This window comes from Mesorhizobium sp. Pch-S, from assembly GCF_004136315.1.
GTDB lineage: Bacteria > Pseudomonadota > Alphaproteobacteria > Rhizobiales > Rhizobiaceae > Mesorhizobium.
The window spans coordinates 3,164,159-3,190,440 of record NZ_CP029562.1; the positions used below are offsets into that span (position 1 = coordinate 3,164,159).

General features: G+C 61.5%; 29 protein-coding genes. 19 read left to right on the forward strand and 10 right to left on the reverse strand.

Annotated features, from left to right (window positions below):
- Positions 1 to 57: 57 nt before the first annotated feature.
- Genes pstC through phoB form a run of 5 tightly spaced genes read left to right on the forward strand, consistent with a single transcriptional unit; the run spans position 58 to position 5,121 of the window.
- A complete protein-coding gene (gene pstC / locus C1M53_RS14755) occupies positions 58 to 1,515 on the forward strand; it encodes a phosphate ABC transporter permease subunit PstC (RefSeq protein ID WP_129412927.1) in 1,458 nt (485 codons plus the stop codon).
- The gene (gene pstA / locus C1M53_RS14760; RefSeq protein ID WP_129412928.1) at positions 1,512 to 2,828 is read left to right on the forward strand and encodes a phosphate ABC transporter permease PstA; all 1,317 of its coding nucleotides are present in this window, start codon (positions 1,512 to 1,514) and stop codon (positions 2,826 to 2,828) included. Before pstC ends, pstA begins: the two co-directional genes overlap by 4 nt.
- A 14-nt stretch (positions 2,829 to 2,842) precedes the next feature.
- A complete protein-coding gene (pstB, locus tag C1M53_RS14765) occupies positions 2,843 to 3,667 on the forward strand; it encodes a phosphate ABC transporter ATP-binding protein PstB (protein ID WP_129412929.1) in 825 nt (274 codons plus the stop codon).
- 37 nt (positions 3,668 to 3,704) lie between these two features.
- Positions 3,705 to 4,412, forward strand: a complete 708-nt coding sequence (gene phoU / locus C1M53_RS14770; protein ID WP_129412930.1) for a phosphate signaling complex protein PhoU — start codon at positions 3,705 to 3,707, stop codon at positions 4,410 to 4,412.
- A 19-nt stretch (positions 4,413 to 4,431) separates the two neighbouring features.
- Positions 4,432 to 5,121: a phosphate regulon transcriptional regulator PhoB gene (gene phoB, locus C1M53_RS14775; RefSeq protein ID WP_054313665.1), complete on the forward strand. Its 690-nt coding sequence runs from the start codon at positions 4,432 to 4,434 to the stop codon at positions 5,119 to 5,121.
- A 42-nt stretch (positions 5,122 to 5,163) separates the two neighbouring features.
- On the opposite strand, the gene C1M53_RS14780 is transcribed toward phoB, so the two are convergent.
- Positions 5,164 to 6,405: an ROK family transcriptional regulator gene (locus C1M53_RS14780; protein WP_129412931.1), complete on the reverse strand. Its 1,242-nt coding sequence runs from the start codon at positions 6,403 to 6,405 to the stop codon at positions 5,164 to 5,166.
- Positions 6,406 to 6,744: 339 nt separating this feature from the next.
- Here C1M53_RS14780 and xylF point away from each other — a divergent pair, with 339 nt between their 5' ends.
- From xylF to C1M53_RS14800, 4 genes are all read left to right on the forward strand, one after another.
- Positions 6,745 to 7,785, forward strand: coding sequence for a D-xylose ABC transporter substrate-binding protein (xylF, locus tag C1M53_RS14785; RefSeq protein ID WP_129412932.1), 1,041 nt, complete (start codon positions 6,745 to 6,747; stop codon positions 7,783 to 7,785).
- 137 nt (positions 7,786 to 7,922) lie between these two features.
- A complete protein-coding gene (locus C1M53_RS14790) occupies positions 7,923 to 9,239 on the forward strand; it encodes a sugar ABC transporter permease (protein WP_129412933.1) in 1,317 nt (438 codons plus the stop codon).
- Between the two features lie 22 nt (positions 9,240 to 9,261).
- On the forward strand, positions 9,262 to 10,050 hold the full coding sequence (locus C1M53_RS14795; protein WP_129412934.1) for an ATP-binding cassette domain-containing protein: 789 nt from the start codon (positions 9,262 to 9,264) through the stop codon (positions 10,048 to 10,050).
- A gap of 149 nt (positions 10,051 to 10,199) precedes the next feature.
- Positions 10,200 to 11,825 carry a CHASE domain-containing protein gene (locus C1M53_RS14800; RefSeq protein WP_129412935.1) on the forward strand — a complete coding sequence of 542 codons (1,626 nt, stop codon included), beginning with the start codon at positions 10,200 to 10,202 and terminating at the stop codon, positions 11,823 to 11,825.
- Between the two features lie 120 nt (positions 11,826 to 11,945).
- Here the strand turns inward: C1M53_RS14800 and C1M53_RS14805 are convergent, their stop codons facing one another.
- From C1M53_RS14805 to C1M53_RS14820, 5 genes are all read right to left on the reverse strand, one after another.
- On the reverse strand, positions 11,946 to 12,194 hold the full coding sequence (locus C1M53_RS14805; RefSeq protein ID WP_129412936.1) for a YMGG-like glycine zipper-containing protein: 249 nt from the start codon (positions 12,192 to 12,194) through the stop codon (positions 11,946 to 11,948).
- Between the two features lie 167 nt (positions 12,195 to 12,361).
- Positions 12,362 to 12,532, reverse strand: coding sequence for a hypothetical protein (locus C1M53_RS31715; protein ID WP_165358144.1), 171 nt, complete (start codon positions 12,530 to 12,532; stop codon positions 12,362 to 12,364).
- Positions 12,533 to 12,632: 100 nt separating this feature from the next.
- On the reverse strand, positions 12,633 to 13,361 hold the full coding sequence (locus C1M53_RS14810; protein ID WP_245488552.1) for a sensor histidine kinase: 729 nt from the start codon (positions 13,359 to 13,361) through the stop codon (positions 12,633 to 12,635).
- A gap of 372 nt (positions 13,362 to 13,733) precedes the next feature.
- Positions 13,734 to 13,898, reverse strand: coding sequence for a DUF1328 domain-containing protein (locus tag C1M53_RS14815; RefSeq protein WP_024922700.1), 165 nt, complete (start codon positions 13,896 to 13,898; stop codon positions 13,734 to 13,736).
- Between the two features lie 90 nt (positions 13,899 to 13,988).
- On the reverse strand, positions 13,989 to 14,783 hold the full coding sequence (locus tag C1M53_RS14820) for a response regulator (RefSeq protein ID WP_129412937.1): 795 nt from the start codon (positions 14,781 to 14,783) through the stop codon (positions 13,989 to 13,991).
- Between the two features lie 208 nt (positions 14,784 to 14,991).
- Between C1M53_RS14820 and C1M53_RS14825 the strand changes: the two genes are divergently transcribed.
- From C1M53_RS14825 to C1M53_RS14870, 10 genes are all read left to right on the forward strand, one after another.
- A complete protein-coding gene (locus tag C1M53_RS14825; RefSeq protein WP_129412938.1) occupies positions 14,992 to 15,183 on the forward strand; it encodes a NepR family anti-sigma factor in 192 nt (63 codons plus the stop codon).
- 3 nt (positions 15,184 to 15,186) lie between these two features.
- The gene (locus C1M53_RS14830) at positions 15,187 to 15,735 is read left to right on the forward strand and encodes an RNA polymerase sigma factor (RefSeq protein ID WP_129412939.1); all 549 of its coding nucleotides are present in this window, start codon (positions 15,187 to 15,189) and stop codon (positions 15,733 to 15,735) included.
- Between the two features lie 120 nt (positions 15,736 to 15,855).
- Positions 15,856 to 16,182, forward strand: a complete 327-nt coding sequence (locus C1M53_RS14835; protein WP_129412940.1) for a DUF883 family protein — start codon at positions 15,856 to 15,858, stop codon at positions 16,180 to 16,182.
- Between the two features lie 47 nt (positions 16,183 to 16,229).
- The gene (locus tag C1M53_RS14840) at positions 16,230 to 16,679 is read left to right on the forward strand and encodes a hypothetical protein (RefSeq protein WP_245488553.1); all 450 of its coding nucleotides are present in this window, start codon (positions 16,230 to 16,232) and stop codon (positions 16,677 to 16,679) included.
- 145 nt (positions 16,680 to 16,824) lie between these two features.
- Positions 16,825 to 17,757: a VOC family protein gene (locus C1M53_RS14845; RefSeq protein WP_129412942.1), complete on the forward strand. Its 933-nt coding sequence runs from the start codon at positions 16,825 to 16,827 to the stop codon at positions 17,755 to 17,757.
- Positions 17,758 to 17,817: 60 nt separating this feature from the next.
- Positions 17,818 to 18,441 carry an alpha/beta hydrolase gene (locus C1M53_RS14850; protein ID WP_129416180.1) on the forward strand — a complete coding sequence of 208 codons (624 nt, stop codon included), beginning with the start codon at positions 17,818 to 17,820 and terminating at the stop codon, positions 18,439 to 18,441.
- 2 nt (positions 18,442 to 18,443) lie between these two features.
- A complete protein-coding gene (locus C1M53_RS14855; RefSeq protein ID WP_129412943.1) occupies positions 18,444 to 18,743 on the forward strand; it encodes a GNAT family N-acetyltransferase in 300 nt (99 codons plus the stop codon).
- 100 nt (positions 18,744 to 18,843) lie between these two features.
- A complete protein-coding gene (locus C1M53_RS14860) occupies positions 18,844 to 19,380 on the forward strand; it encodes a sigma-70 family RNA polymerase sigma factor (RefSeq protein WP_129412944.1) in 537 nt (178 codons plus the stop codon).
- A 1-nt stretch (position 19,381) separates the two neighbouring features.
- On the forward strand, positions 19,382 to 20,020 hold the full coding sequence (locus tag C1M53_RS14865) for an NrsF family protein (protein WP_129412945.1): 639 nt from the start codon (positions 19,382 to 19,384) through the stop codon (positions 20,018 to 20,020).
- Between the two features lie 217 nt (positions 20,021 to 20,237).
- Complete coding sequence (locus C1M53_RS14870) at positions 20,238 to 22,430, forward strand: diguanylate cyclase (protein ID WP_245488554.1); 2,193 nt, start codon at positions 20,238 to 20,240, stop codon at positions 22,428 to 22,430.
- A 100-nt stretch (positions 22,431 to 22,530) separates the two neighbouring features.
- On the opposite strand, the gene C1M53_RS14875 is transcribed toward C1M53_RS14870, so the two are convergent.
- The 4 genes from C1M53_RS14875 to C1M53_RS14890 all read right to left on the reverse strand — a co-directional run bounded on the left by C1M53_RS14875 (position 22,531) and on the right by C1M53_RS14890 (position 26,251).
- Positions 22,531 to 23,412 carry a 3-hydroxybutyryl-CoA dehydrogenase gene (locus tag C1M53_RS14875; protein WP_054313649.1) on the reverse strand — a complete coding sequence of 294 codons (882 nt, stop codon included), beginning with the start codon at positions 23,410 to 23,412 and terminating at the stop codon, positions 22,531 to 22,533.
- 110 nt (positions 23,413 to 23,522) lie between these two features.
- A complete protein-coding gene (locus C1M53_RS14880) occupies positions 23,523 to 24,452 on the reverse strand; it encodes an electron transfer flavoprotein subunit alpha/FixB family protein (protein WP_129412946.1) in 930 nt (309 codons plus the stop codon).
- A gap of 24 nt (positions 24,453 to 24,476) precedes the next feature.
- Positions 24,477 to 25,226 carry an electron transfer flavoprotein subunit beta/FixA family protein gene (locus C1M53_RS14885; protein ID WP_129412947.1) on the reverse strand — a complete coding sequence of 250 codons (750 nt, stop codon included), beginning with the start codon at positions 25,224 to 25,226 and terminating at the stop codon, positions 24,477 to 24,479.
- Positions 25,227 to 25,471: 245 nt separating this feature from the next.
- Positions 25,472 to 26,251: a rhomboid family intramembrane serine protease gene (locus C1M53_RS14890; RefSeq protein ID WP_129412948.1), complete on the reverse strand. Its 780-nt coding sequence runs from the start codon at positions 26,249 to 26,251 to the stop codon at positions 25,472 to 25,474.
- Between the last annotated feature and the right edge of the window lie 31 nt (positions 26,252 to 26,282).

Here is a 26,282-nt window from a genome sequence, read left to right on the forward strand (position 1 = left end):
CGGTCGCCGCTGCCGGTCGCTGACCGGTGGCCCATGTGACCTTTCAGAGGCCGCTCCATGTCATCCATGCTCGTGCTGGCAATCGTCCTTGTCATCGGCATCGTTGCCTTCGTCGTCGCAAGACAACGGGCTCTTTCGCAGGACAACGGCAAGGTCAAACCGCATTCCAGGGCTCAATACCACGGCTGGTGGGCGTTTTTGCTGGGTGTTCTGCCGGCGATCCTTTTCCTTGCCGTCTGGAGCATCGGCTCCTCCGTTTATCTCAACAGCCGCCTGCATGCGCAGATGCCGGCTGAGACCGGTGTCGCCAGCGAGCCGCTGGCGGTCAGCCTTACGAAGAGCCTTGCAAACGGCCTGCGCAAGCTCGATGGGCAGCAGGTGGCGGCGTTGCCGACGACGTTCGCCGAATTGCAGCCGCTTCTCGCTGCAAAGGGCGTTGCGCTCGCGACCGACACGCAAGACTACATGATCCCGATCGCGGCGGAGGCGAACCGGACCACCGACTGGCTCGGCCTGCTCGGCGCCATTGCTACGATCGGCCTGGCGCTGGCAGGTGTCTTCTACGGAATTTCGCAGGTGCAGCTCCGCGCCCGTGCCCGCAACAACGTCGAAAGACTGATGCTGTGGGGTCTGCTCGGCGCCTCGACCATCGCCATCCTGACGACGATCGGCATCGTCTTGTCGATGCTGTTCCAGACGCTGAATTTCTTCAATCGCGTGCCGCCGCTGCAATTCTTCTTCGGCACTGTCTGGGATCCGCGTTTTGCCGCGGCAGGCGCTGGCGCTTCCGAAGGCCAGTTCGGCCTGATCCCGCTCTTGGCCGGCACGCTCTACATCGCCCTCGTCGCACTGCTCGTCGCGGTGCCGGTCGGTCTGATGTCGGCGGTCTACATGTCAGAATATGCGGCGCCGAAAGTGCGCGCCGCGGTCAAGCCCGCACTTGAACTGCTCGCAGGCATCCCGACCATCGTCTACGGCATCTTTGCGCTCGTCACGCTTGGGCCCTTCCTGCGCGACCTCAGCGCGGCTCTTGCCGGCGGCGCCTCCTTCATCCAGGCACAGTCGATCCTGACCGCCGGCCTGGTCATGGGTGTGATGCTGATCCCGGTGGTGTCCTCGCTGTCGGACGACATCATCACGGCGGTGCCGCGTGCCATGCGTGACGGTTCGCTCGGCCTCGGCGCGACCCGTTCGGAGACGATCAAGCGCGTGATCCTGCCGGCAGCCTTGCCCGGCATTGTCGGTGCCATCCTGCTCACCGCCTCGCGTGCCATCGGCGAAACCATGATCGTGGTGCTGGCTGCGGGCGTGGCCGCCAACCTCACCCTCAACCCGTTCGAGGCGATGACCACCATCACCGTCAAGATCGTCAACCAGCTGACAGGCGACCTTGAATTCAACTCACCGCAGACGCTGGTCGCGTTTGCACTCGGCATCACGCTTTTCGCGCTGACGCTGGTGATGAACATTGTTGCACTGTACATCGTGCGCAAATACCGGGAGCAGTACGAATGACCGACGTCACCCTGGATACGGTCGCCACCGCCACGCCTCCCGCGCGTCGCGACATCGGTCTCAAGCGCCGCTATGCCGCCGAACGCCGTTTCCGCCTCTACGGCGTGCTGGCGATCTGCATCGGCCTGGCCTTCCTCGTCGTCATGCTTCTGTCGATCCTGACCAAGGGCTATACGTCCTTCTGGCAGACGACGGTGTCGCTGCCGATCACCTTCGACGAGAAAGTGATCGACCCGGACAACAAGCGGGCAACGGACCCGGACGTCCTGCTGACGGCCAATTATCCGGTGCTGGCACAGAAGGCACTCGCCGAAAAACTCGGCATCGACGCGAAAAACAAGCCGATGATGACGAAGCTGAAGGGCTTTCTCTCCGAAGGTTCTCGCGTGCAGCTGCGTGACGTGGTCGTTTCCGATCCCAAGGTGATCGGTACGACACGGACCGTCGATATCCTGGCGGCCGCCAATCTCGATTCCGCCTTCAAGGGCCAGATCGACCTAACCGTGCCGGAAGAGCGCCGCAAGGTGTCCGACCAGCAGGTCGAGTGGATGAACAAACTCAAGGCCGAAGGCGCGATGGCCGAGCATTTCAACACCGGCCTGTTCACCTTCGGTGCCTCGAGCCGTCCCGAGACTTCGGGCCTCGGTGTCGCCATCATCGGTTCGTTCTACATGATGGTGATCGTGCTCCTGCTCGCATTGCCGATCGGCGTGGCCGCCTCGATCTATCTCGAGGAGTTCGCCAAGAAAGGCCGGTTCACCGACCTGATCGAGGTGAACATCAACAATCTTGCAGCGGTGCCCTCGATCGTGTTCGGTCTGCTTGGCCTGGCCGTGTTCGTCAATTTCCTCGGCATGCCGCGCTCAGCTGCTTTCGTCGGTGGCCTTGTGCTGACGTTGATGACGTTGCCCACGATCATCATCGCAACGCGTGCAGCGCTCGCGGCCGTACCGCCTTCGATCCGCTCGGCCGCTCTCGGTCTTGGCGCTTCGAAGATGCAGATGGTGTTCCAGCACATCCTGCCGCTGGCAGCTCCCGGCATCCTGACCGGGACGATCATCGGCCTGGCGCGCGCACTTGGTGAAACGGCGCCGCTGCTCCTGATCGGCATGGTGGCATTTGTCGCGAACTATCCCACAACCCCATTCGATCCCGCGACGGCGCTGCCGGTGCAGATCTACATGTGGGCCAACGAAGCTGAACGCGCGTTCGTGGAACGCATGTCCGGCGCAATCATCATCCTCCTGGTCTTCCTGATGGCCATGAACATCACAGCGATCGTGCTCAGGCGCCGCTTCGAACGGCGCTGGTAGAAAGGGAGCCTGATATGAATATCATGACGGAAAAGACCCTCGAACAGGCAGTGAGCAGCCAGATGAGCGCCCAGACGAACGAAATCATCAAGATGCGCGGCGACAAGGTGACCGTGCACTACGGTGAGAAACAGGCACTCTTCGACGTCAATCTCGACATCCGCCAGAACCAGGTGACGGCGCTGATCGGCCCCTCGGGCTGCGGCAAGTCGACCTTCCTGCGCTGCCTCAACCGCATGAACGACACGATCGATGCGGCCAAGGTCGGCGGCAAGATCACCCTCGACAGCGAAGACATATACGATCCGAAAATCGACGTGGTGGAACTGCGTGCCCGTGTCGGCATGGTGTTCCAGAAACCCAATCCCTTCCCGAAGTCGATCTACGAGAACGTCGCCTACGGACCGCGCATCCATGGCCTTGCCAAGAACAAGGCGGAGATGGACCGCATCGTGGAATCCAGCCTGCAGAAGGCGGCGATCTGGAACGAAGTGAAGGATCGCCTCGGCGAGCCAGGCACCGGCCTCTCCGGCGGCCAGCAGCAGCGCCTGTGCATCGCACGCGCCATCGCGGTGTCGCCTGAAGTCATCCTGATGGACGAACCGTGCTCTGCGCTCGATCCGATCGCGACCGCCAAGGTCGAGGAGCTGATCGACGAACTGCGCCAGAACTACACCATCGTCATCGTCACCCATTCGATGCAGCAGGCGGCCCGCGTCTCGCAGCGTACGGCGATGTTCCACCTCGGCTATCTGGTCGAGGAGGGAGCTACCGACAAGATGTTCACCAACCCCGACGACAAGCGCACGCAGGACTACATCACCGGCCGCTTCGGCTGAGTGAGCGATTGCTGCCGAGGAAAAAGAGGACATATACATGGGCGAACATACCGTCGCATCGTTCGACGAAGAGCTCGGACAGATCAGCAGGCTCATCAGCGACATGGGTGAACTGGCGAGCTCAATGGTCGAAAGCTCCACCAAGGCGCTGCTGAAGTCAGACAATGGACTTGCCCAACGGGTCGTCTCGGATGACGCGATCATGGACGCGCGCCAGCGCGAGCTGGACAGCAAGGCGATCACGCTGATCGCCAAGCGACAGCCGATGGCGCAGGACCTGCGCGCCGTGGTCGGCGCCATTCGCATGGCCGGAGACCTGGAGCGCATCGGTGACCTGGCCAAGAACATCGCCAAACGTGTTGGCGCGGTCGGGCAGGGCGCCACGCCGCGCGACCTTTCGCATTCGATCGACGCCATGGCCCATCTGGTCCTCAACCAGGTTGATGGCGTGGTGGAGAAATACGCGGACAAGGATGCAGAAGGGCTTGCCCAACTGAGGGCTGACGACGAGCGGATCGATGTCAAATACACGTCCGTCTTCCGCGAGCTCCTCACCTACATGATGGAAGATCCACGCAACATCACGGCCTGCACGCATCTGCTGTTCTGCGCCAAGAACCTCGAGCGTATCGGCGACCATGTCACCAACATCGCTGAAAACGCTTTCTACGTGCTGACTGGCGAACAGTTGCCGCCCAACCGTCCAAAGCTCGACGAGACGGCTGCTGCCGTTCCGGCGGCCTGATCACAGGGCGGACGGCAAGATGATCGCGCCGCGCGTCATGGTGGTAGAAGACGAGGAGCCGTTGGGCGTCCTCCTTCGCTACAATCTCGAATCCGAGGGCTATCAGGTCGAAGTGGTCGCCAGGGGTGACGAAGCCGAAATCCGGCTTCAGGAAAACGTACCGGATCTCCTCGTGCTCGACTGGATGGTGCCGGCGGTATCCGGCATCGAACTGTGCCGGCGGCTCCGGATGCGACCGGAGACCGAGCGCCTGCCTGTCATCATGCTGACGGCGCGCGGCGAGGAAAGCGACCGTGTGCGCGGCCTTTCCACCGGTGCCGACGACTATCTGGTCAAGCCGTTCTCGATGCCTGAGTTCATGGCGCGCGTGAAGGCGCTGCTGCGCCGGGCGAAGCCGGAAGTGCTGTCTTCCGTGCTCAAGGTCGGCGACATCGTGCTCGATCGCGAGTCGCATCGCGTGTACCGCAAGAAGAGCGAGATCCGGCTCGGGCCGACGGAGTTCCGGCTACTGGAATTCATGATGCGGCACCCCGGACGGGTCTTCTCGCGCAGCCAGCTGCTCGACAATGTCTGGGGCGAGACGATCTATATCGACGAGCGTACGGTCGATGTGCATGTCGGTCGCTTGCGCAAGGCGGTCAACAACGGCCGCATGCCGGATGTCATCCGCACGATACGTGGCTCGGGCTACGCCATCCGCGAGGATTGATCAGGGGGCGCCGTTCATCGGCACTCCGCCCTGGCTGCCGGATCAGGCTTCCAGAAGCTGAGGGGCGGGAGCCATCGGACCGCCAAGCGCGAAAATCTCCTGATCGATGAAGGTCAGCGCGCGCATGGCGCAGCCCTCGCGGATCAGCATCTGTTCCTTCGGTTCCGTATCGAAGACAATCGAATTCGAATGCTGTCCGCCGGCGGTTTGGGCAATGGCGTGCCGCAGCGCCGGCTCGATCAGGTCGAAGGCCGTTGCGCCAATGCCGACAAACGTCACCGGGGCAGGGTCGATGACGGCGAACAGCGACCCGAGGCTGTAGCCGAGGGCTGTGCCGGCACGTTCATAGGCCTCGCGCTCGGGGCCGGCGCCGGCACGTGCTTTTTCAGCCAGTCTCCGCATTTCGTCGTCGGGAATGTCAGCGGCCGGTTCGGTGTTTTCGTCCAGCCCGTGGGCACTGCGCCAGATCGCGTAATTGCCGGCATAGGCCTCGACGCAGCCATGGCGGCCACAGCGGCATCGTGCACCATTCGGCCGATGGATCATGTGTCCGAATTCGCCGCCCGACGACTGGGTGCCGATGAACAATTCGCCATTGAGCACGATGCCCATGCCGATGCCGTGTGAAAGCAGAACGGCGATGAAATCGTCACGGTAGCGGTCCGTGCCACGCCAACGCAGCGCGACCGCCATCATGTTGCAGTCGTTTTCGACGATGACGGGAATGCCGAAGGCCTTCTCCAGGATATCGGCGAAGGGAATGTCGCCATGCGGGGTGATCGGCGTCCACAGCATGGTGCGGGCGTGTGAATCCGCCGTTCCCTGCACGGCGAAGGCGATGCGCAGGACCCGATGTCTCGCCAGGCTCTGGTCGTGAAGCCTTCGCCGGACCATCTCGATGCATTCGTCGACCAGCGCTTCCCGTGGCAGGGACAGCGTATCCAGACGGCGTGTTTCCTCGGCCAGGACCTTGCCCGAATAGTCGATGGCTGCGGCCGTCAAAAGGTTGAGCGACAGAACGACCGTCAATACCGCTGCTGCGCCGGGGTCGAGCTGCAACCCCACCTGCGGACGCCCGCGTTTCGATGCCGTCGGTTCACTGCGGCCCTCGCGCAGAATACCCTCCGCGATGAGATCGGACGAAATCGCCGAAATGGTCGAATGGCTGAGGCCGGTGATGGTGGTGATTTCCGTGCGGGAGGGCTCGCCGGAGCGGCGCACGGCAGCAATCACCATTGCGCGGTTCCTGCGGCGCAAATCATCGTGACGGATCCCGACAGTCATGTCCTTGCCGTTCCTCCCCCGCCGGCCTCGTGGACACCGAGACCGTTGCGCCTGGGCCGCCAATGGCGTTCCAGAAGCGCTGTTCGTGCATAGGTCGATGCATGAGCGAATGCAAAACCCGTTTCGCTCCTGCCGTCGCGACAGCGCGCTCCTCCACAGATAGTGGCAGAACATGCCCTCGTCGTCACTATTATTTCGTGATCCGAAAAAAATATCGCGAATGACTCGAATCCCGTTGACAGAAAGCTGCGCCTGCGCGATTATTTTTTCGAAGCTCGAAAAAAAGCTTCTCCAACGGCCAACGCACACAAGCGCGCCCTTGGGCGCGGGGAGGAAAAAATGAGGAAATTTACGGCCGCCATTCTGGCGGGTGCCGCCATGACGCTTGCGCTTTCGGCTGTCGCCGAAGCGAAGGACAAGGTAATCGGCGTGTCCTGGTCCAACTTCCAGGAAGAGCGCTGGAAAACCGACGAAGCCGCCATGAAGAAGGCGATCGAAGCGGCAGGCGACAAATACATTTCCGCTGACGCGCAGTCGAACCCCGGCAAACAGCTCACCGACGTCGAAAGCCTGATTTCACAGGGCGCCAACGCGCTCGTCATCCTGGCGCAGGACACTTCCGCCATCGGCCCGGCTGTGCAGAAGGCCGTGGACGAAGGCATTCCGGTCATCGCTTATGACCGTCTCATCGAAAACAAGGACGTCTTCTACCTGACCTTCGACAACAAGGAAGTCGGGCGGTTGCAGGCGAAGGGCGTCTTCGACGTCAAGCCGGAAGGCAACTACGTCTTCATCAAGGGCTCCAGCACCGACCCGAACGCCGATTTCCTGTTCTCCGGTTCGATGGAAGTGCTGAAGGCGGCAATCGACGCAGGCAAGATCAAGAATGTCGGTGAGGCCTATACGGATGGCTGGCTGCCGGCCAATGCCCAGAAGAACATGGAGCAGTTCCTGACCGCCAACGACAACAAGGTCGATGCCGTCGTGGCCGCCAATGACGGCACCGCCGGCGGTGCGATTGCCGCTTTGGCAGCACAGGGCCTGGCGGGCTCCGTTCCGGTGTCCGGCCAGGACGGTGACCATGCCGCGCTGAACCGCATCGCGCTCGGCACGCAGACTGTTTCGGTGTTCAAGGACGCCCGCGACCTCGGCAAGAATGCCGCCGAAATCGCGGCGCAACTCGCCGATGGCAAAAAGACGAGCGACATCGCCAATGTCACCGATTTCACCACCCCAGGCGGCAACAGCGTCAAGTCGGTGTTCCTGACCCCGGTCGCGATCACCAAGGACAATCTCAACGTCGTCATCGACGCCGGCTGGGTTTCCAAGGATGTCGTCTGCCAGGGCGTGAAGGCCGGTTCCGTCAAGGCTTGCGACTAAGCGCGCGCGCGGCAACGAACGAGACCACGGCTCGAGGGCCGTGGTCTTTTTGCAATGGCTCCCACCCCCGGAGCCCAAAGTCCCTGTAAAGTGGCACGCCATGCCGCCAGAGCGGCGTGTGGTCTGGGAGGAATATCATGACTGATACGACCTCGAATGCGCCGGTCGATCGCGCCCGCGCAGCCGAACTGACAGCGATCGGGCGCTTTCTCAAGGCGACCGAGCTCGATACCCGCATGCTTGGAATGGTTGCGGCCCTGCTGATCATCTGGGCGGGATTGCATCTGCTTTCCGGCGGCCTCTTCCTGACGCCGCGCAATCTGTGGAACCTGTCGGTACAGACCTCGTCCGTCGCCATCATGGCGACCGGCATGGTGCTGGTCATCGTCATGCGAAACATCGATCTGTCGGTCGGCTCGGTCGAGGGGGTGATTGGCATGGTCATGGGCGTGGCCCAGGCCGAATTCCTGATCCGGGTTATGGGCATGCAACTCGGCAATCCATGGCTTTGGATCATCGCGCTGGTCACCGGCATCGTGGTCGGCCTCGCGATCGGCGCATTGCAAGGCTTCATCATAGCCTATCTGGAGGTGCCTGCCTTCATCGTCACGCTCGGTGGCCTGTTGATCTGGCGCGGAGTCGCCTGGTGGATCACCAGCGGCCGCACCGTGGCGCCGATGGATGCCACTTTCCAGCTCATGGGCGGTGGTCCGGCAGGATCGATCGGATCGACCTGGAGCTGGGTGCTCGGCCTTGTAGCGTGCGCCGGCGTGGTCGCCATGCTGTTCAATGGCCGGGTGCAGCGAAAGCGGTTCAAGTTCCCCTTGCGCCCGGTCTGGGCTGAAGCCTTCCTGGGTGTCATTTCCTGCGCGGTCATCCTCGGCGCGGTGAAGATCGCGAATTCCTATCCCTGGCCGGTCGGTGTGGTGAACAAATACGCGGCGGCCAACAACATCACGGTCCCAGAAGGCGGTCTGTTCATCGCCCATGGCATCGCCATCCCGGTACTGATGGCGGTCGCAGTCGGGCTCGTCATGACCTTCGTCACCAACCGCACGCGTTTTGGCCGCTATGTTTTCGCCATCGGCGGCAATCCCGAGGCAGCCAACCTCGCCGGCATCAATACGCGCTGGGTGACCATGAAGGTGTTCATGATCATGGGCGTGCTGGCGGCGATCGCCGCCGCCATCTCATCGGCTCGTCTCAACGCATCGACCAATTCGCTTGGCACGCTGGACGAATTGCTGGTGATCGCGGCGGCCGTCATCGGCGGCACCTCGCTTGCCGGCGGTTCCGGTACGATCATTGGCGCGATGCTGGGTGCCCTGCTGATGCAATCGTTGCAGTCGGGCATGGTGCTGCTCGGCCTTGATACTCCGCTCCAGAACATCGTCGTCGGACTGGTGCTGGTCGTCGCCGTATGGCTCGACACCATGTACCGCAAGCGCGTCTAGACGCTCTAGAAAGGGCAGGACCATGGAACAGAACCAAACTCCGCTCGTCGAAATGAAGGACATATCGATCGCGTTCGGCGGCATTCGTGCCGTGGATGGCGCCAGTTGCGACCTCTATCCCGGTGAAGTCGTTGCCCTGCTCGGTCACAACGGCGCCGGCAAGTCGACCTTCATCAAGATCCTCTCCGGCGCCTACAAGCGCGATTCCGGTCAGATCTTCATCAATGGCGAAGAAGCGGCGATCGCCAATCCGCGCGACGCCAAGAAGTATGGCATCGAGACCATCTACCAGACGCTTGCCCTGGCCGACAATGTCGACGCCGCCGCCAATCTTTTCCTTGGTCGGGAAGTGATGACCAGATATGGCACGCTTGACGATGCCGCCATGGAAGCCGAGGCACGCAAGGTGATGGGACGCCTCAATCCGCGCTTCCAGCGCTTCAAGGAGCCTGTCGTCAAACTGTCCGGCGGCCAGCGCCAGTCGGTGGCGATTGCCCGCGCCATCCTGTTCAATGCCCGGATCCTGATCATGGACGAGCCGACTGCCGCCCTTGGCCCGCAGGAAACGGCGCAGGTGGGCGAGCTGGTCAAACAGCTGAAGGCGGACGGCCTCGGCATCTTCCTGATCAGCCATGATATCCATGACGTGTTCGACCTGGCAGACCGCGTCTGTGTGATGAAGAACGGTCAGGTTGTCGGTACGGCCCGAACCCAGGACGTCACCAAGGATGAGGTGCTGGGCATGATCATTCTTGGCAAGTGCCCGCCCGGCGCGATTCCAGGGCCAGGTGCACTCAAGGAAGCCGCCTAGAACGTTTTCGGTGGATAGCTCCGGCATCAGTTGTCAGCAATGCCAGCCCGAGGGCTTGTCGCTACCGGGCTAACAAAGCATACCGCTTTCGGTTTGTTTTTCCGTAGTCTAAAAGGACCACGGGGGCTCTTTCGGGCTGGCGGCTGATTTTGAAAAAGTTTTTCCCGACGATTGCGTTTGTTGCCGTCGCCTTGGCCAGCCTTGTCCTGGCCGGCTTCGCTTATTTTGCGTCGCGCGATGCAGCCCGAATCAAGTTCGAGGCGGCCGCCGACGACGCCGTCAGCCGCATGGAAAGCCGGCTCGACCTGCACATGTCGCTGCTGCGGGCAACGGAAGCCTTCTTCAGTGCCCGGTCGGGTGATGTCTCCCGTGCCGAATTCGAAAATTTCTACAAGACGCTCGATGTCGATGGGAATCTCGCCGGCCTGCTCGGCCTGGGCTATCTCAAACTGGTCAAACCGGGAGAGGAAGCTGCCGCCGAGCAAGAGATACAAAACAACTACGGCCTCAGCCGGACGATCGCACCGGCAGCTGGTGTTCCCTGGCACGCTCCGGTGATGTTGCTCGAGCCGGCGGAGGAAGAAAGCAAGCGCTATCTCGGCTTCGACGTCGCTGCCGATCCCGCCTCGCGAACGGCCATGGAGCAGACCATGGCCGACAACAAGTTGCACACAAGCGGCCGGCGCATGCTCGATCCTCTATCCAGCTGGAAGGATCAGGCACCTGCCATGGTCACGGGGTTCGTGATCTTTGCCAGACTTGCCTCGTCGGATGCGGTGCAGAATACGGACCCTGTGGCGGCCACGAAAGGGTTTCTCTACGCGATCTTCCGCGCTCGCGACCTGTTTGACGTCATCCTCGGCAAGCCTCCGCGACTGCCCGTCAACATCGAGGCCTATGATCAGTCGATCGATCCGGACAATCTGCTGTTCCGGTCGGAAGAGCCGCCGGTTCATGGTTTCGGTCTCAAGACGGTGCGCATGATCGAGGTTGCCGGCCGACCCTGGGCTATCGTGTTGCGGCCGACTGCCGAGTTCACGGAACCGTCCTCCCCCTTCGTTCCCGTGGTGCTCGGTCTGTTCGGTCTGCTGCTCGCGGGCACGATCGCCATGATTGCGCGCTACCAGGAGCGAGCCTTCGACGCGGCCTCGCAACTTCATGAAGCCACTGAAAAGAGCCTTTTGGAGAAGGATCTGATGCTGCAGGAGATGCGGCACCGGATCAAGAATTCCATTGCCCGCGTCCTGGCGATTTCGCGTCAGACGGCGGCGCATTCCGCCGACCTCAAGGAATTCTCCAATTCGTTTTCGGCAAGGCTCCAGTCGATGGCTGCTTCGCAGGACATGCTGACGCGCTCGCGCCGCCAGCAGGCCGACCTGGGTGATCTGCTGCGCGTCGAACTCAGTCAGGTCTTCGGCAAGGACCTGCCAGATGACCTGCTGTCCGGGCCGCAGGTCATGCTGGACGAGACCATGACGCAGGCTCTCGGGCTCACCTTTCACGAGCTCGCCACCAATGCCCTGAAATATGGCGAGGCTGGCAATTCAGTCGGTGCACTGAGAGTGTCGTGGAGTATCGAAGGTAAGGGGCGCGAGCGGACCCTGGCATTCAACTGGCTTGAAACCGGCAAGACCAAGCTGGAGGCACCCTCCAAGACCGGTTTTGGCACCCGCCTGATCGACATGAACATCACGCGCGAACTGCGTGGCACGATCGAACGTGAGTTCCGCGATGACGGCTTGCGGGTAAGGATCCGGCTTCCCTATTCCAACTGATGGCCAGGTCTGTTCGGTGAACAAAAAAGAGGCCGGCAAGCCGGCCTCTTTTTGCAGATTTGAGTGCCGGAGCCTCGCTGCGTCCAAGGCGGGCGCAGGGGTGCTCCAATGCCGCGCTGGTCAGTTGCAGCGACGGGTGTAGATACGGCCGGTGTCCGGATCGCGGTACTGGCAGTAGCCGTTGCGCAGGTTGCGGACCAGCAGGCCCGAGCCAGCGCCCACGGCCGCGCCGATGGCGGCGCCCTTCCAGCCACCGACAGCGCCGCCGATCAACGCGCCGGCTGCGGTGCCCACGGAAACGTCCTGTTCGGTGGTGGTGCAAGCGCTGAGGGCAAGTACACCCGCCAGAGCCAAAATAGTCTTACGCATCAATTCACTCCTCTCGCTTGAAGTCCCTCGCATTGCAGCGCGGCGTCCACTTCCAAGCGGTTCTTTAGCATGGGTAGATGGATTTTGTCTGCCCCCTCAATCGCTTGGCTCGCAAGGTGGTCTTTTTCGAGGCGAGCGCAGGCGCGGAGGTGTGCTTCGGCGAAGGGTTATCCCATCAGCAGGATCAGGGCGACGATCAGTGCCATTGCGCCGGCAATGACAAGCAGGACCGGGAGCGGCGTCAGGTTTCGGGATTTTGCTTCCGTGGCCGCGGGCTCTTCGAAATTTCCCAGCGAAAGACGCGCCGCGCGTTCCAAGCCCTGCATGTCGCTGGTCACCGCGATATCTCCCCGCTCCGAGTTCCTCGCGCCGGCCTTATCGGGACGCCGGCAAAGTATCGGAAATCATGGTGAATATCGGGTTAAGGCGGGGGCCTGGTCAGTCCGCGGCGAAGTTGCCGGCCGGCACCACCAGGTGATACTCGACCCGATCGTCCGAGATTTCGAATGTGGCCATGCCGTCGAGCGCGGCGGGAACCACCCGCTCGAGTGCCACGGAACCGAAACGCTTCTGCTCGGGGCCGCTGCAGGACGGGAAACGTTCATTCCAGCGCAACCATAGCGCCGGCGGATTTGCATCGAGATCCGCAAGCCCGGCCGTGACGTCGACGACGGCATCCGATTGCGACAGCGCGCCGTAGCTCATCGAATTGACGACGAGTTCATGCACGGCAAGACCAATATGAAGTGCCGCGTTTGGATTCAGGAACGGGTCGACACCTTCGAAACGCAGGCTGCGCGAAGGATCGGCTCCATAGCGCTCCATCTGGCCTTCGATCAATTCGCGGAGGCGGGCGCCACGCCAGTTGGAAGACGTCACCAGATCCTGCGAGGAGGAAAGCGACTGCAACCGACCTCTGAAACGGGTCAGGAAATCACCGATATCGCTCGAATAACGGCCGGTCTGGCTGGCGATGCCCTGGATGATGGCCAGCAGATTCTTGGAGCGGTGACTGACCTCGCGCAACAATGTCTTGAGCGTCTGCTCACGGCGCTTCTGCTCGGTCACTTCGATCCAGGTCGACACGATACCTTGAATGGCACCATCGTCGTCCAGATCGGCATCGAGCCAGATGTCGAACCAGCGTACGCCATCTTCATGCGGCATGCTGACCTCGATACGGCCGGACTCGCCAGTCTCCAGCACATGGCGCTGGGCAGCTTCGATCCTCTCCAGCTGCGCCGGAGGCAGGCCGCCGCCCTTTTTCTTCGGACCAGTGGGGCAAGGATGTTGCGTGTCCAGACCTTGGTCAGCGACCGATCGTGGTAGGCGACATAGATACCTGTATGCCGCAATGCGATGTTGAAGGCTCGCCGGATCTGTGCGTCGCACCCCGGAGGCAGATCATCCTGGTTGAGTCTCTCGACCTGGTCTACCCGCGCCGCCGCAGCGGCCTCGGCAACTACCGCCTGGATGTTCTCATTGGCCGGCAGGCTCATAGCACGCTCTGCTTTTCCGCAATATTGGTTGCGGAGCCGTTCATGCCCGCTTGAAGATGCCAGCGAGCAGGGAGATCACCAGGAAAGCCAGGAAGATAAAGAACAGAATCTTGGCCAGACCCGCCGATGCTCCAGCTATGCCGCCGAATCCAAGCGCGCCGGCCACGATCGCCACGACCAGAAAAACCAGCGCCCAGTAAAGCATGAACCGACTCCTTCGTTAGATGCGGCAGAACGTGCTGCCGCCCTTGTTTGTTCCGCTCCGGTGCGAAAAACACGATCGGAACCGCCTTCGTCAAGCCGCAGCCTTGGCGTGGCGATCAAAGAAGAGCGCCTGGCTGATCAACGCCTTGACCATGTCGGGGTTGAACGGTTTGGTGACGAGGAAAGTCGGTTCCGGCCTTTCACCCGTCAGCAGGCGCTCGGGGAAGGCGGTGATGAAGATGACCGGCACGGAAGCCGTTCTCAGGATATCGTTCACGGCATCGATGCCCGAGCTGCCATCGGCGAGCTGGATATCGGCCAGCACCATCTTCGGCCGCGCCTTGGCGAAGAGTGCCACGGCCTCGGTCTGCGTGCGGGCGATGCCGACGACACGATGGCCGAGGCTCTCGACCATCTCCTCGATATCCATGGCGATCAGCGGTTCGTCTTCGATGATGAGGATATCGGTAGCGACCTGACGGGAAATCTCATTGCTCGCCTCGACGAGAAGTTCGGTGAAGCGATCTTCTCCGATGCCCAGGACCTCGGCGGCTTCTGTCTCGCTGAAGCCTTCGACTGCAACCAGCAGGAAAGCCTGGCGCGGCAGCGGCGCAAGCGCGTCAAGATTGGCGGCCGCGCGTTCCTCCCAACCGGTCGGCTCGTCGCCCTTCGGAACGCGGATTGCGACGGATGTGAAGAGTTTCGCGAAGATCTTGTAGAGCGCGATGCGATCGGAGGAACTTTCGGGGAAGATCGACGTGTCTGCGATGATCGCCTCGAGCATCGTCGCCACCATGGCATCGCCGCTGTGCTGGGAACCGGAGACAGCGCGGGCAAACCTGCGCAGATAAGGAAGATGCGGCGCGATAGTGGCGGACAAACCCATGACAAACGGCTCCCTCGGATGGCGTCTCTAGACTGTAACAGATAGAAGTATACATATACCCGGGACAACGAACGTTTCCGTCATGAAAAAGTTCCACCATGGCGGAACCATTGTCCAGGGGATACGTTACGAGCCAACCAAGCGAATGGATGAACGGTAGCTTGTTGGATCAAGCCGAAAACAGCTCGGGGGACTGGACAAAAGGCGAATGAAGGACACCACCAAGACTGGCGCCGGCGTGCGCCAGGCCGGTTCTGCCGACGCGCTCGGCACCAACTCTGAAATCGGCCGCAAACTCAAGCAATATTACGATGAACTCGTCTCGGACGAAGTTCCGGATCGCTTTGCCCAGTTGCTGGCGCAACTGGAGCAGGTCGAGCCAGGGCGCAAGAAGGACTGACGCATGTCCGCATCCGAGGGCTTTCGGACCGACCTGCTCGGCGCCATTCCAAGTCTGCGTGCCTTTGCCGTATCGCTGACCCAGAATGCCGACCGCGCCGACGACCTTGTCCAGGAGACCCTGGTCAAGGCCTGGGACAAGCAGGACAGTTTTCAACTGGGCACCAACCTCAAGGCATGGCTTTTCACCATCCTGCGCAACGAATTCTATTCGCAGATGCGCAAGCGCGGCCGCGAGGTCCAGGACAGTGATGGCATCATGACCGCGCGTCTTGCCATCCACCCATCCCAGCACGGGCAGCTGGATCTCAAGGATTTCCGGGCAGCGCTGGAACAGTTGCCGGAGGATCAGCGCGAAGCGATCATCCTGATCGGCGCGTCCGGGTTCTCCTATGAGGAAGCGGCGGAGATCTGCGGCTGCGCCGTCGGTACCATCAAGAGCCGCGTCAGCAGGGCCCGTACCCGGTTGCAGGAAATCCTTCAGATCTCCGGAGATGAAGATTTCGGCCCTGATGCGATTTCTGCCCAGGTGACGGGATCGTCCGTCCTTTGAAGGCCGCGGCCTTTGCGGCTGGACGGGAGTGTCAAAACCATTTTCAATGGAACCGGCCGTTTGTGAACGGGTTGAGATGATGTCGGGCGTGTTGGCTCGGCAAAATGCAAGGAGTTCAGTATGGCCAAAACCACGGACAAGATCAGCGCAACCGCCAAGTCCACCGAGGATCTGGAGGCCGATATCCGCCAATTGCAGGCCGATATCGCAAAACTGACCCAACAACTGGCCCAGACCGGTGAGCATGGGCTTGGCGCTGCGCGCCGCGCTGCGGCACAGGGTGCGGAGCATCTGCGTGAACGGGGTGAGGCGGCAATGGAAAAGCTGCGCGGCAACGCGCACGACATCGAGGACCAGGTCGCTGCCACGGTGCGTGAGAAACCGATGACGTCCCTCGCGGTGGCCGCAGGCGTCGGCTTCCTTTTCGCTCTTCTGTCCCGGCGTTGAGTTTCGGGCGGCACGTGGGACCGCTGGCCTCCCTTCTGATAAGCCTCGTGACCGGTGAGGCAGGCACCGTCGCCCGGAATATCCGTGGCGCGGCGATCGCCTATGGGATCGCTCTGCTTGCCGCGTTGGCGGGCGTGAGTTTCCTGTTGCTGGCAGCCTATCTCTGGGCTGCGGCACGATTTGGCGCGATCAATGCGGCACTCGGCTTTGGAGTGGGGTTCCTCGTGTTGGCCGGTATCGTCGTCCTGATCTACCGCCTGACTGCGAAAAAACGTGCGCGTCGTCGCGCCGAGCGCCGCAAGAGCGATTTCACGGCACTTGCGATCGCCGCGAGCATCGCCGCGCTGCCGGAGTTGCTGCGCAGCAAGGAGGGTCTGGGAGCTCTCCTCGGCCCGCTTGCAGCATTCCTTGCCTATGCTGTCTATCGGGAAAATTCGCCCAAGCCGGATGCAGGAGGGGCGGGGGAGGAAACGCCTAATCCCGACGTTTCAACCTGACTTGTAATGGTGAACGATGGCTGCTCCATTGTTCACAATCAGAGCACAGTCCATTCTGTCTTCGCTGTCTTTGCCTGTGCCGGTCGCACGCTCATATTGGCGTCGAGAGCGGCCAAGGGGCCGCGCCGGAGAGAAAGGGCAAATCATGCTTACCCAGATCAAAGGCCTGCATCACGTCACTTCCATGGCTGCGGATGCACGCCAGAACAATGATTTCTTCACGCAGAAGCTTGGCCTGCGCAGGGTCAAGAAGACGGTCAATTTCGACGCACCGGACGTCTATCATCTCTACTACGCGGATGAGTTCGGCACGCCGGGCTCGGTGATGACCTATTTCCCGTTCCCCAATATTGGCAAGGGTCGCCAGGGCGTTGGCGAGGTGGGAACCACGGTGTTCTCTGTGCCCGAAGGTACGCTGCCTTACTGGCAACGGCATTTTGCGGATCAGGGCGTCGCCGGGGTCATGGCCGAGGAGACTTTCGGCCAGAAACGGTTGAAGTTCTCGGGACCTGATGGCGATGGCTTCGCGCTGGTCGAAGACAAGGCGGATGGCCGTGCTCCCTGGCTCAAGGGCGGGGTGCCCGGAGACGAGGCGATTCGCGGATTTCATTCCGTATCGATGCGGCTGAAGGACGGCGCCGCTACCGAAGAACTGCTCACGTTCATGGGCTATGAAGAGCTCGACCGCGCCGGCAACGTAACCAGGATGGCGCTGAAGAACGGCAATGGTGCCGATGTCATCGATATCGAAACGCTGCCGGCGGCTTCATTCGCCGGGCTGGGCGCCGGTTCGGTACATCACGTGGCCTTCGCCGTCGAGGACCGTGCCGCGCAACTCGAAGTCCGCAAAGCGCTGATGGATACGGGCTACCAGGTGACACCGGTGATCGACCGTGACTATTTCTGGGCGATCTATTTCCGTACTCCGGGCGGCGTGCTGTTCGAAGTGGCGACCAACGAACCCGGTTTCGACAGGGATGAAGATACCGCGCATCTCGGCGAGGCGCTGAAGCTGCCTGCGCAGCACCAGCACCTGCGGCCCTATCTCGAGAAGCACCTGCAGCCTCTGGAGAGCTGAAGGAACGATCCCCGCCGCTGTCGCGGCGGGGGGCGCCGAAATGTGGACAAGGAGGTCGGAATGTCGAGTAGTTCTTATATCCATGAGATTTTGCCGGGCGCTCCGCGCGGCCCGATGCTGTTCGTCTTCCATGGAACAGGCGGAGATGAGCGCCAGTTCTTGGCTTTCGGGCGAGAGCTGTTGCCAACCGCGACGATCGTATCACCCCGCGGCGATGTGTCGGAGTTCGGCGCGGCGCGGTTTTTTCGCCGCACCGGCGAAGGTGTCTACGATATGGACGATCTGGCCCGGGCGACCGCCAAGATGGCCGATTTCGTTCAGTCGCATATCTCGGCGGTGCAGCCATCGGCGGTGTTCGGGCTGGGTTATTCCAATGGAGCCAACATCCTGGCGTCGCTGGTCTTCGAGCAGCCGAATCTGTTCGATGCCGCGGTGTTGATGCACCCGCTGATCCCGTTCGAGCCGCAGGTGAACGGTAGTCTCGCAGAGAGCCACATCCTCATCACCGCCGGCCGGCGCGATCCCATCTGTCCACCTAACCTCACCAGCCGGCTCGACGCCTATTTGCGCGCGGCAGGTGCAGATGTCACAGTGGAATGGCACGAGGGCGGCCACGAGGTGCGGCCGAACGAGATCGAAGCGGCGAGGCGGCTTTTCGCCGCCGAGCCTGTGAAAGGAGCATAGCCATGGTCGAAGCGTTGCCCGAGATCGAACTCGAAGATCATGGCTCCAAGGGACGCTACGTGCTGCGTGGCGCTGGCGGCGCCGAAGCCGAGATGACGTTCACCAAGGTCGGTGAACACAGGATCATCATCGACCACACCGAGGTTCCGGATGCATTTCGTGGGCAGGGTGCAGGTCTCAGGCTGGTGACACGGGCCGTTGAGGATGCGCGCGCTTCGCAAAAGAAGATCATTCCGCTTTGTCCGTTTGCGGCAGCGCAGTTTCGTCGCCATGCGGAATGGGCTGATGTTCTTGCCACATAGGACCCCATATCGTTCGCCTCAACGAATTTTGACGTGGATTTGAGATCTCTGTCGCGTAACAAATCGCCATGTCGACGCGAACACTCCAGGAGCGGTGCCTGTGGCGGGCATGAATGAAGCCGAGCTTGCCCGCCTGATGCGGGCGGCCACCGCAGGCGATGAGAAAGCCTATGCCGAGTTCCTGCGCGGAACCGCAGCGATCGTTCGCGGCTTTGCGCGGCGCAAGATCGTGCAGGGCGGTGTCGATCCCGAGGATGTCGTGCAGGAGACTTTGCTGGCCATTCATCTCAAGCGGCATACCTGGCGTCAGGATGCGCCGATCCTGCCGTGGATCTACGCCATCGCCCGCTTCAAGCTGATCGATGCTTTTCGCCGTCGTGGTCGACACATCGAAGTGGCTGTGGATGATTTTGCCGAAACGCTGGCCGAACCGGAGCAGGAAACGGTCAGCGAACGCGACATGGGTCGCGCGCTCGACAGTCTGCCTCCAGGGCAGCGTTCGGTGGTGTCATCGATTTCCGTCGATGGCCATTCGATCGGCGAGACGGCGAAAAAGCTCGGCATGAATGAGACGGCGGTACGGGTGGCGTTGCATCGTGGGCTGGCGGCCATCGCCAAGCGGTTCGCGCGAGGCTGAGATGAACACGGACGAATTGATCAAGACGCTGGGCGCTGATGTCAAAACGACGGCCATGCCGCTTGGCAGGATGTGGCTTGTCGTGCTGGCATTTGCGGCGGTCGCCGCAGCCGCCGTGTTCTTCATGACGATCGGCATGCGGCCCGATTTCATGCAGGCGATGCAGACGATCCGCTTCCTCTTCAAGTTCGTCTTCACGATCACCCTGGCAATCACCGCTTTCCTGGCGCTGCGGATGCTGGCAATGCCGGGGGCACCGGCAGGCAGATATGGCCGCTGGCTGCTGGTCGCGCCATTCCTCATGGCTGCCGCCGTCGTTCTTGAATTGTTTGCGATGCCGTCGAGCGACTGGGGTAAACGTCTCGTGGGCAACAATATGATGATCTGCCTGTCGTTCATCCCGTTGATCGGTCTTGTTCCTCTTGCAGCTCTCCTGGTTGCCTTGAAACAGGCTGCGCCCACGAGGCCGGCCCTGTCAGGCGCGGTCGCGGGATTGCTGGCCGGTGCCCTGGCGGCCACGTTTTATGCGGCACACTGCACGGACGACTCTCCGCTGTTCGTGGCGACCTGGTACAGTCTGGCCATTGCTGCCCTGGGCGGGATCGGAGCGCTGGCCGGCCGCTTTTTCCTGCGTTGGTAAAGCGGAAGATAAAACAGTGAAATCTTATAGATGCAGACTGTTGCGCGGTTGCTTCACGACACCTTTAAATGGTGGACGCGCCCTCTATGCAATCATTGCTTAAATGAGATACTCCATAGTGGAGGTGAAGGGATGCGCCTAGGTAGATAACGTTGTGACGTTTCACCAGTACGAGGGACGTGCTCCGGGCAGGTATCTTTCAGCGATTGTGCTGGGCTTGGGGTTCTGGTTAGCGGCGGTGGTTTCGATCCTGCTGTCGCGGGTTGGCGACGGTGTCGCCACGATCTGGCTGGCTTCAGCCTTCGCTTTCGTGATGCTGGCCAGACGCAGATATGTCACCAGCTGGATCGACTACGCAGCCATCGCGCTCGCCACACTGGCTTCCAATGTCGCTTTCGGATCGTCCTGGAAGATGGGCGTATTGTTCGCCGTGATCAACGGCGGCCATACCGCACTATCGCTCTGGCTGGTCGACCGTTTTGCAGGTGGCTTGCCGGTGAAAACCGACGCGCCGGCCCGAACGTTCTCGCTCATTCTTTTTCTGACTGCGGTGCTGACTGATGCGATTACCGGCCTGGCTTTTGCCGGGGTCACGTATTTTCTGCATGGCTGGCCGATTATCCCTACCGCCTGGACGTTTCTCGCCAGCAACGCGCTGGGGTTCGCACTGCTCTTGCCGCTGCTGATGTATGCGTCACGCTCCGAAGTCGCGGCGGTACTCAAGCCGCAAGCCGTGCTGCGCGTCGTGCTGGTGGCGGCAATCTGTGCCGGCCTTGCTTATCTGGCACTCAGCCAGAGCCGCTTCCCGTTCGCGCTGGCAATGCTTCCCTTGATGATCATCGCGCCAAGACTGGCTCATCTCGAGTTGGCGCTCGTTTGCGGTGTGACAGGAATTACATGCGTTGCCGTGGCGATGAGCGGCTTCATGCCGGGCATCAATGGCGGCGTCGAGATGTTGAGCGACGGCTTTCAGGTCTCGGTGGCCATCATCGTTTCGACACCGTTCATGGTCGGCTTGTTCATCAAGCAGATCAGCGAAGATCATGCACGCCTGGCCGAGACGGAAACACGCTGGAATTTTGCTCTTGCCAGTGCCGGGCAAGGCGTCTGGGACGCCGACATGCGCAACAACACCGTTCATTACTCGGCGACGTGGAAGCACATGCTCGGCTATGAGGAGCACGAACTGGGCAACGATCCGGACCTGTGGCTTGAACTTGCGCATCCGGACGATGTTGCGCGCATGGCTGCAGCCGATCGAGACCACATGGAAGGACGCACGCTCGAATACAAACTTGAATACCGCATGCGTCATAAAAGCGGACGCTGGATCTGGGTGGAGGATCACGGCAAGGCGATCGAACGAGAACCTGACGGAGCCGTCGCGCGGGCGATCGGATCGATGACCGATATCACCGAGCGCAAGGAGGCCGAAGAGCGGTTGATGGTTTCGGCAGCCCTTCTTGCCGACGAGAAGGAGCGGCTGCGTGTCATGCTGCAGTCGATCGGAGATGCCGTCATCGGCACCGACGCCGAAAACCGCATCACCTTCATGAACCCTGTTGCGGAAAAGCTGACGGGGACCACCAGCCTGGCTTCACTCGGTAAACCACTTGGCTTCGTCTACCGTGCCGTGGATGAGGAGACCGGACGTCGGCTCGACGAGCCGCATCTGGCAGACAACAGGCTGGAACGAACCGAGCAGAACAGCCGGGCACTTCTCACGCGAAACGACGGCACACGCTTCAGCATCCGCCAGATGGTATCGCCGATCCTGAATGAACTGAACGAGTTCAGCGGTTCCGTCATCGTCTTCCAGGATTTCACCGATGCACGCACCTTGCAGCGGCAGCTCGCTTATGCCGCCACCCACGATGCGCTGACCGGCCTGGCCAACCGCCCCAGCTTCATACGGACGGTGGAGGACCTGCTCGACAGGGCCAGAAAGGACGCATCACACTACCAGTTGATGTTCATCGATCTCGACCACTTCAAGCCAGTCAATGATACCAGCGGCCACGCTGCCGGCGATGCGCTGTTGCAGAAAGTGGCTGCAACGATCAAGGCGGCGCTGGCACCGACGGATATCGTGGCCAGGTTTGGTGGCGACGAATTCTCGGCCGTGCTGATGTCGCCTTCCCCTGTCGAGGGCGAGCGTGCAGCCCTGGCGGTTCTCGATGCCGTTAGCGCGCTGGAATTCAGCTGGGAAGGCCAGACGCATCGCGTGTCTTCCAGCATCGGTCTCACGTCGATTGCAGCGGATTCCGGTGAAGCCAACGAAATCATCGCGAGGGCTGATGCGGCCTGCTACGCGGCCAAAGCGGCGGGCCGCAATTGCGCGTTCGTCGCGCTGGCTGGTTCCGAAGCAGGCGTTGCGATTCCGATGACGCGGGTGGCGACGGGAACCTGAACAACGGAAATGCGCGCTAGAGCAATTCAGCGGTTCTGCGCCAGGAATTGCGTAAAAACAAAGAGTTAGAGCGTTTCCGCGAAAAGCGGGAACGCTTGGATCAGCGCGTCGGCACCGGATGTTCGCCGCGATAATCGTAGAAGCCGCGGCCGGACTTGCGGCCAAGCCAACCGGCCTCGACATATTTCACCAGCAGCGGACAAGGACGATATTTGGAATCCGACAGGCCTTCGTGCAGCACCTGCATGATCGACAGACAGGTATCGAGGCCTATGAAGTCGGCAAGCTGCAGCGGCCCCATTGGATGGTTGGCGCCAAGCTTCATGGCGGTGTCGATGGCTTCGACCGTGCCGACGCCTTCGTAAAGCGTGTAGATCGCCTCGTTGATCATCGGCAACAGGATGCGATTGACGATGAAGGCCGGGAAATCCTCGGAGACGGTGATCGTCTTGTCGAGCTGCTTCACATAGGCCTTGGCCAGCTCGAAGGTCTGATCCTCGGTCGCGATGCCGCGCACCAGTTCGACCAGTTTCATGACCGGCACGGGATTCATGAAGTGGATGCCGATGAACCGCTCCGGCCGATCGGTCTGGGCGGCAAGGCGCGTGATCGAGATCGAAGACGTGTTGGTGGCAAGCACGGCCGTCGGATTGAGCTGCGGGCAGAGCTGCGCGTAGATCTTGCGCTTCACCGTCTCATCTTCGGTGGCCGCCTCGATGACCAGGTCTGCAGCGGCGAGATCGGCCATGGCCGCGGCGGAACCGATGCGCGAAACAGCGTCCTTGCGTTCCTTTTCGTCGAGCTTGCCGGAAGCGACCTGACGGGCCAGATTGCCGCTGATCGTGGCGATACCCTTCTCGATGCGATCGACGGAGACATCATACAGCAGGACGTTGTAGCCGGCCAATGCCGAGACGTGGGCGATGCCGCCCCCCATCTGGCCCGCACCGATAATGCCGATCGTTTCGATCTTGCCGGTCATTCTTTTATCCCGCCAATGCTTCTTCTTGGTTTTGTGCAATGCAAACTAAATGGCCGGGGTAGGTTTCGTCTACCCCGGCCACCACATTTAATACCGATCCAGAAAGAGCGTCAAAGCGCCTTCTGAAGTTCCGGCAGCACCTGGAAGAGATCGCCGACGATACCGTAGTCGGCAACCTGGAAGATCGGCGCTTCCTCGTCCTTGTTGATGGCGACGATGACCTTGGAATCCTTCATGCCGGCGAGATGCTGGATGGCACCGGAGATGCCGCAGGCGATGTAGAGGTCTGGCGCCACCACCTTGCCGGTCTGGCCGACCTGCCAGTCATTGGGGGCATAGCCGGCATCGACCGCCGCGCGGCTGGCGCCGACGGCGGCACCCAGCTTGTCGGCCACGGGAAGGATGACTTCCTGGAATTTTTCGGCTGAACCAAGTGCGCGGCCGCCCGAGATGATGATCTTCGCCGACGTCAGTTCCGGTCGGTCGCTTTCCGACAGCTTGTTCTCGACAAAGGTCGAGAGGCCGGGGTTTGCGGCAGCCGAGACAGTGTCAACCGAAGCAGAGCCACCTTCCGGCGCGGCCTGGAAAGAGGCGGTGCGCACGGTGATCACCTTCTTGCCGTCGGTTGCCTGCACCGTCTGGATGGCGTTGCCGGCATAGATCGGGCGCTTGAAAGTATCGGCCGAAATGACCTCGATGATTTCCGAGATCTGAGCGACGTCGAGCAACGCAGCGACGCGTGGCGAGACGTTCTTGCCGGTGGAAGTGGCCGCGGCGACGATGGTGTCGTAGTTGCCGGCCAATGAGACGACGAGAGCGGCGGTCGGCTCGGCGAGGCGCTCAGCCAGTTCATCGGCCTCCGCCAGAAGTACCTTGCGTACGCCCTTCAGCTTGGCGGCAGCGTCGGCTGCTGCCTTCGCACCCTTGCCGGCGACCAGGACATCGACGTCCGAGCCGATCTTGAGAGCTGCCGACAGCGCCTTGGCGGTCTGGTCCGAGAGCGAAGCATTGTCGTGCTCGGCGATGAGGAGGATTGCCATGTTGTTGATCCCTTTCCGCTTCGCTTAAAGCACGCCGGCTTCGTTCTTGAGCTTGTCGACAAGCTCGGCCACCGTCTTGACCTTGACGCCCGCCTTGCGGCCGCCCGGTTCCTCGGTCTTGATCACCTTGAGGCGCGGCTTGATATCAGCGCCGAAGTCGGCCGCGGTCTTTTCGTCGAGCGGCTTCTTCTTGGCCTTCATGATGTTGGGCAGCGAAGCGTAACGCGGCTGGTTCAGGCGCAGGTCCACCGTCACGATGGTCGGCATCTTGAGTTCGACCGTCTGCAGGCCGCCGTCGACTTCGCGGGTGATCCTGGCCTTGTCGCCGGCCAGTTCCACCTTCGAGGCGAAGGTGCCTTGCGACCAGCCGAGAAGGGCTGCCAGCATCTGGCCGGTCTGGTTGGAATCGTCGTCGATCGCCTGCTTGCCAAGAATGACGAGGCCAGGCTGCTCGGCATCGACGACGCCCTTCAGCACCTTGGCGACGCCAAGCGGCTCGACGGCTTCGTCGGCCTTGACCAGGATCGCGCGATCGGCGCCCATGGCGAGAGCGGTCCGCAGTGTTTCCTGCGCCTGCGCCGGGCCGATCGAGACCACGACGATCTCTTCGACCTTGCCCGCTTCCTTCAGGCGGATCGCTTCTTCGACCGCGATCTCGTCAAACGGGTTCATCGCCATCTTCACATTGGCGAGTTCCACGCCCGAGCCGTCCGCTTTCACACGAACCTTCACATTCGCATCGACGACCCGCTTCACGGGCACCAGGACTTTCATCTGTCTCTCACCTCTCAAAGATGCATTCGGGGCGCTATAACAGTACCCGCCCGCTCAGGGTTGTCGAATGCCGACATTTCGGGCGCAATTTCTGTAGTTTGCCCGCCAGCTTCGGCCGCCTGGACGGTGGCTGACAGGGCTGCCGCAGGCGCGCGGACCGTAGTTGCGGGCGCTACCCGCGTCAATATCGGCAAAAGGTCCAAATCGGTTGAAAACCGCACTGGCGCAACCGGAAACGCGGCGATCTACTGCCTGCCCCAGCGTGATGCCGGCTTCGCTTCCGTCGTGGCAGGGAGGGGAGCCGGCGCGGTTTCGGCAGGGGGTGCCACCGGAGCGGTCTCCTCCTCGTTTTCCAACAACGGGACGCCACGGCTGCGCAGCACCAGCACGAGGATGGCACCTGTCACGATGCCGCCGATATGGCAGGCCCAGGAGATCTGCTGGTCGCCGCCCATCGCAAACATCACGAACTGCAGGAGAACCCACAGGATCAGGACAATGTAGGCCGGCAGCCTGAGCGGAATGCGCGCGAAGGCCAGCACCCATACTTTCACGCGCGGGTAGAGGATGAGGTAAGCCGCCACCACGCCAGCTATGGCTCCCGATGCGCCGATCAGCGGCTGCTCGGACCCTGGAGCCACCCAGCCATGGAAAAAGGCGCCGCCAGCCGCGCAGGCAAGGTAGAAGATCAGATAGCGGACGTGACCGAGCGCATCCTCGACATTGTCGCCGAACACCCACAGGAACAGCATGTTGCCGCCGAGATGGAAGATATCGGCATGGAGGAAAGAGTAGGTGAGATAGCTCAGCTGTTCCGGGATGACGATGAACTGCGGCGACAGTTCCGCGATGTCGTGGACGACCGAAGGGATGAAACCATAGCTGAGCGTGGCGCCCGCCGCATAGTCATCGCCGCCGACGCGCGTGAGCAGGTAGATCGCGACATTGAACAGGATCAGCGCGATATTGACATAGGCATAGCGTATGCGGCGCAGGTGATTGCTGTCGTAAAGCGGAATGAACATGCGGCCGGTTTCCGCCCCTTGTCCGCCGACG

Bases quoted from the DNA above. Each gene is read 5' to 3' on its own strand.
- pstC (WP_129412927.1), top strand. From the start codon at position 58: ATGTCATCCATGCTCGTGCTGGCAATCGTCCTTGTCATCGGCATCGTT.
- pstA (WP_129412928.1), top strand. From the start codon at position 1,512: ATGACCGACGTCACCCTGGATACGGTCGCCACCGCCACGCCTCCCGCG.
- pstB (WP_129412929.1), top strand. From the start codon at position 2,843: ATGAATATCATGACGGAAAAGACCCTCGAACAGGCAGTGAGCAGCCAG.
- phoU (WP_129412930.1), top strand. From the start codon at position 3,705: ATGGGCGAACATACCGTCGCATCGTTCGACGAAGAGCTCGGACAGATC.
- phoB (WP_054313665.1), top strand. From the start codon at position 4,432: ATGATCGCGCCGCGCGTCATGGTGGTAGAAGACGAGGAGCCGTTGGGC.
- C1M53_RS14780 (WP_129412931.1), bottom strand. From the start codon at position 6,405: ATGACTGTCGGGATCCGTCACGATGATTTGCGCCGCAGGAACCGCGCA.
- xylF (WP_129412932.1), top strand. From the start codon at position 6,745: ATGAGGAAATTTACGGCCGCCATTCTGGCGGGTGCCGCCATGACGCTT.
- C1M53_RS14790 (WP_129412933.1), top strand. From the start codon at position 7,923: ATGACTGATACGACCTCGAATGCGCCGGTCGATCGCGCCCGCGCAGCC.
- C1M53_RS14795 (WP_129412934.1), top strand. From the start codon at position 9,262: ATGGAACAGAACCAAACTCCGCTCGTCGAAATGAAGGACATATCGATC.
- C1M53_RS14805 (WP_129412936.1), bottom strand. From the start codon at position 12,194: ATGCGTAAGACTATTTTGGCTCTGGCGGGTGTACTTGCCCTCAGCGCT.
- C1M53_RS14810 (WP_245488552.1), bottom strand. From the start codon at position 13,361: ATGCCGCATGAAGATGGCGTACGCTGGTTCGACATCTGGCTCGATGCC.
- C1M53_RS14815 (WP_024922700.1), bottom strand. From the start codon at position 13,898: ATGCTTTACTGGGCGCTGGTTTTTCTGGTCGTGGCGATCGTGGCCGGC.
- C1M53_RS14820 (WP_129412937.1), bottom strand. From the start codon at position 14,783: ATGGGTTTGTCCGCCACTATCGCGCCGCATCTTCCTTATCTGCGCAGG.
- C1M53_RS14825 (WP_129412938.1), top strand. From the start codon at position 14,992: ATGAAGGACACCACCAAGACTGGCGCCGGCGTGCGCCAGGCCGGTTCT.
- C1M53_RS14830 (WP_129412939.1), top strand. From the start codon at position 15,187: ATGTCCGCATCCGAGGGCTTTCGGACCGACCTGCTCGGCGCCATTCCA.
- C1M53_RS14835 (WP_129412940.1), top strand. From the start codon at position 15,856: ATGGCCAAAACCACGGACAAGATCAGCGCAACCGCCAAGTCCACCGAG.
- C1M53_RS14845 (WP_129412942.1), top strand. From the start codon at position 16,825: ATGCTTACCCAGATCAAAGGCCTGCATCACGTCACTTCCATGGCTGCG.
- C1M53_RS14850 (WP_129416180.1), top strand. From the start codon at position 17,818: ATGTCGAGTAGTTCTTATATCCATGAGATTTTGCCGGGCGCTCCGCGC.
- C1M53_RS14855 (WP_129412943.1), top strand. From the start codon at position 18,444: ATGGTCGAAGCGTTGCCCGAGATCGAACTCGAAGATCATGGCTCCAAG.
- C1M53_RS14865 (WP_129412945.1), top strand. From the start codon at position 19,382: ATGAACACGGACGAATTGATCAAGACGCTGGGCGCTGATGTCAAAACG.
- C1M53_RS14875 (WP_054313649.1), bottom strand. From the start codon at position 23,412: ATGACCGGCAAGATCGAAACGATCGGCATTATCGGTGCGGGCCAGATG.
- C1M53_RS14880 (WP_129412946.1), bottom strand. From the start codon at position 24,452: ATGGCAATCCTCCTCATCGCCGAGCACGACAATGCTTCGCTCTCGGAC.
- C1M53_RS14885 (WP_129412947.1), bottom strand. From the start codon at position 25,226: ATGAAAGTCCTGGTGCCCGTGAAGCGGGTCGTCGATGCGAATGTGAAG.
- C1M53_RS14890 (WP_129412948.1), bottom strand. From the start codon at position 26,251: ATGTTCATTCCGCTTTACGACAGCAATCACCTGCGCCGCATACGCTAT.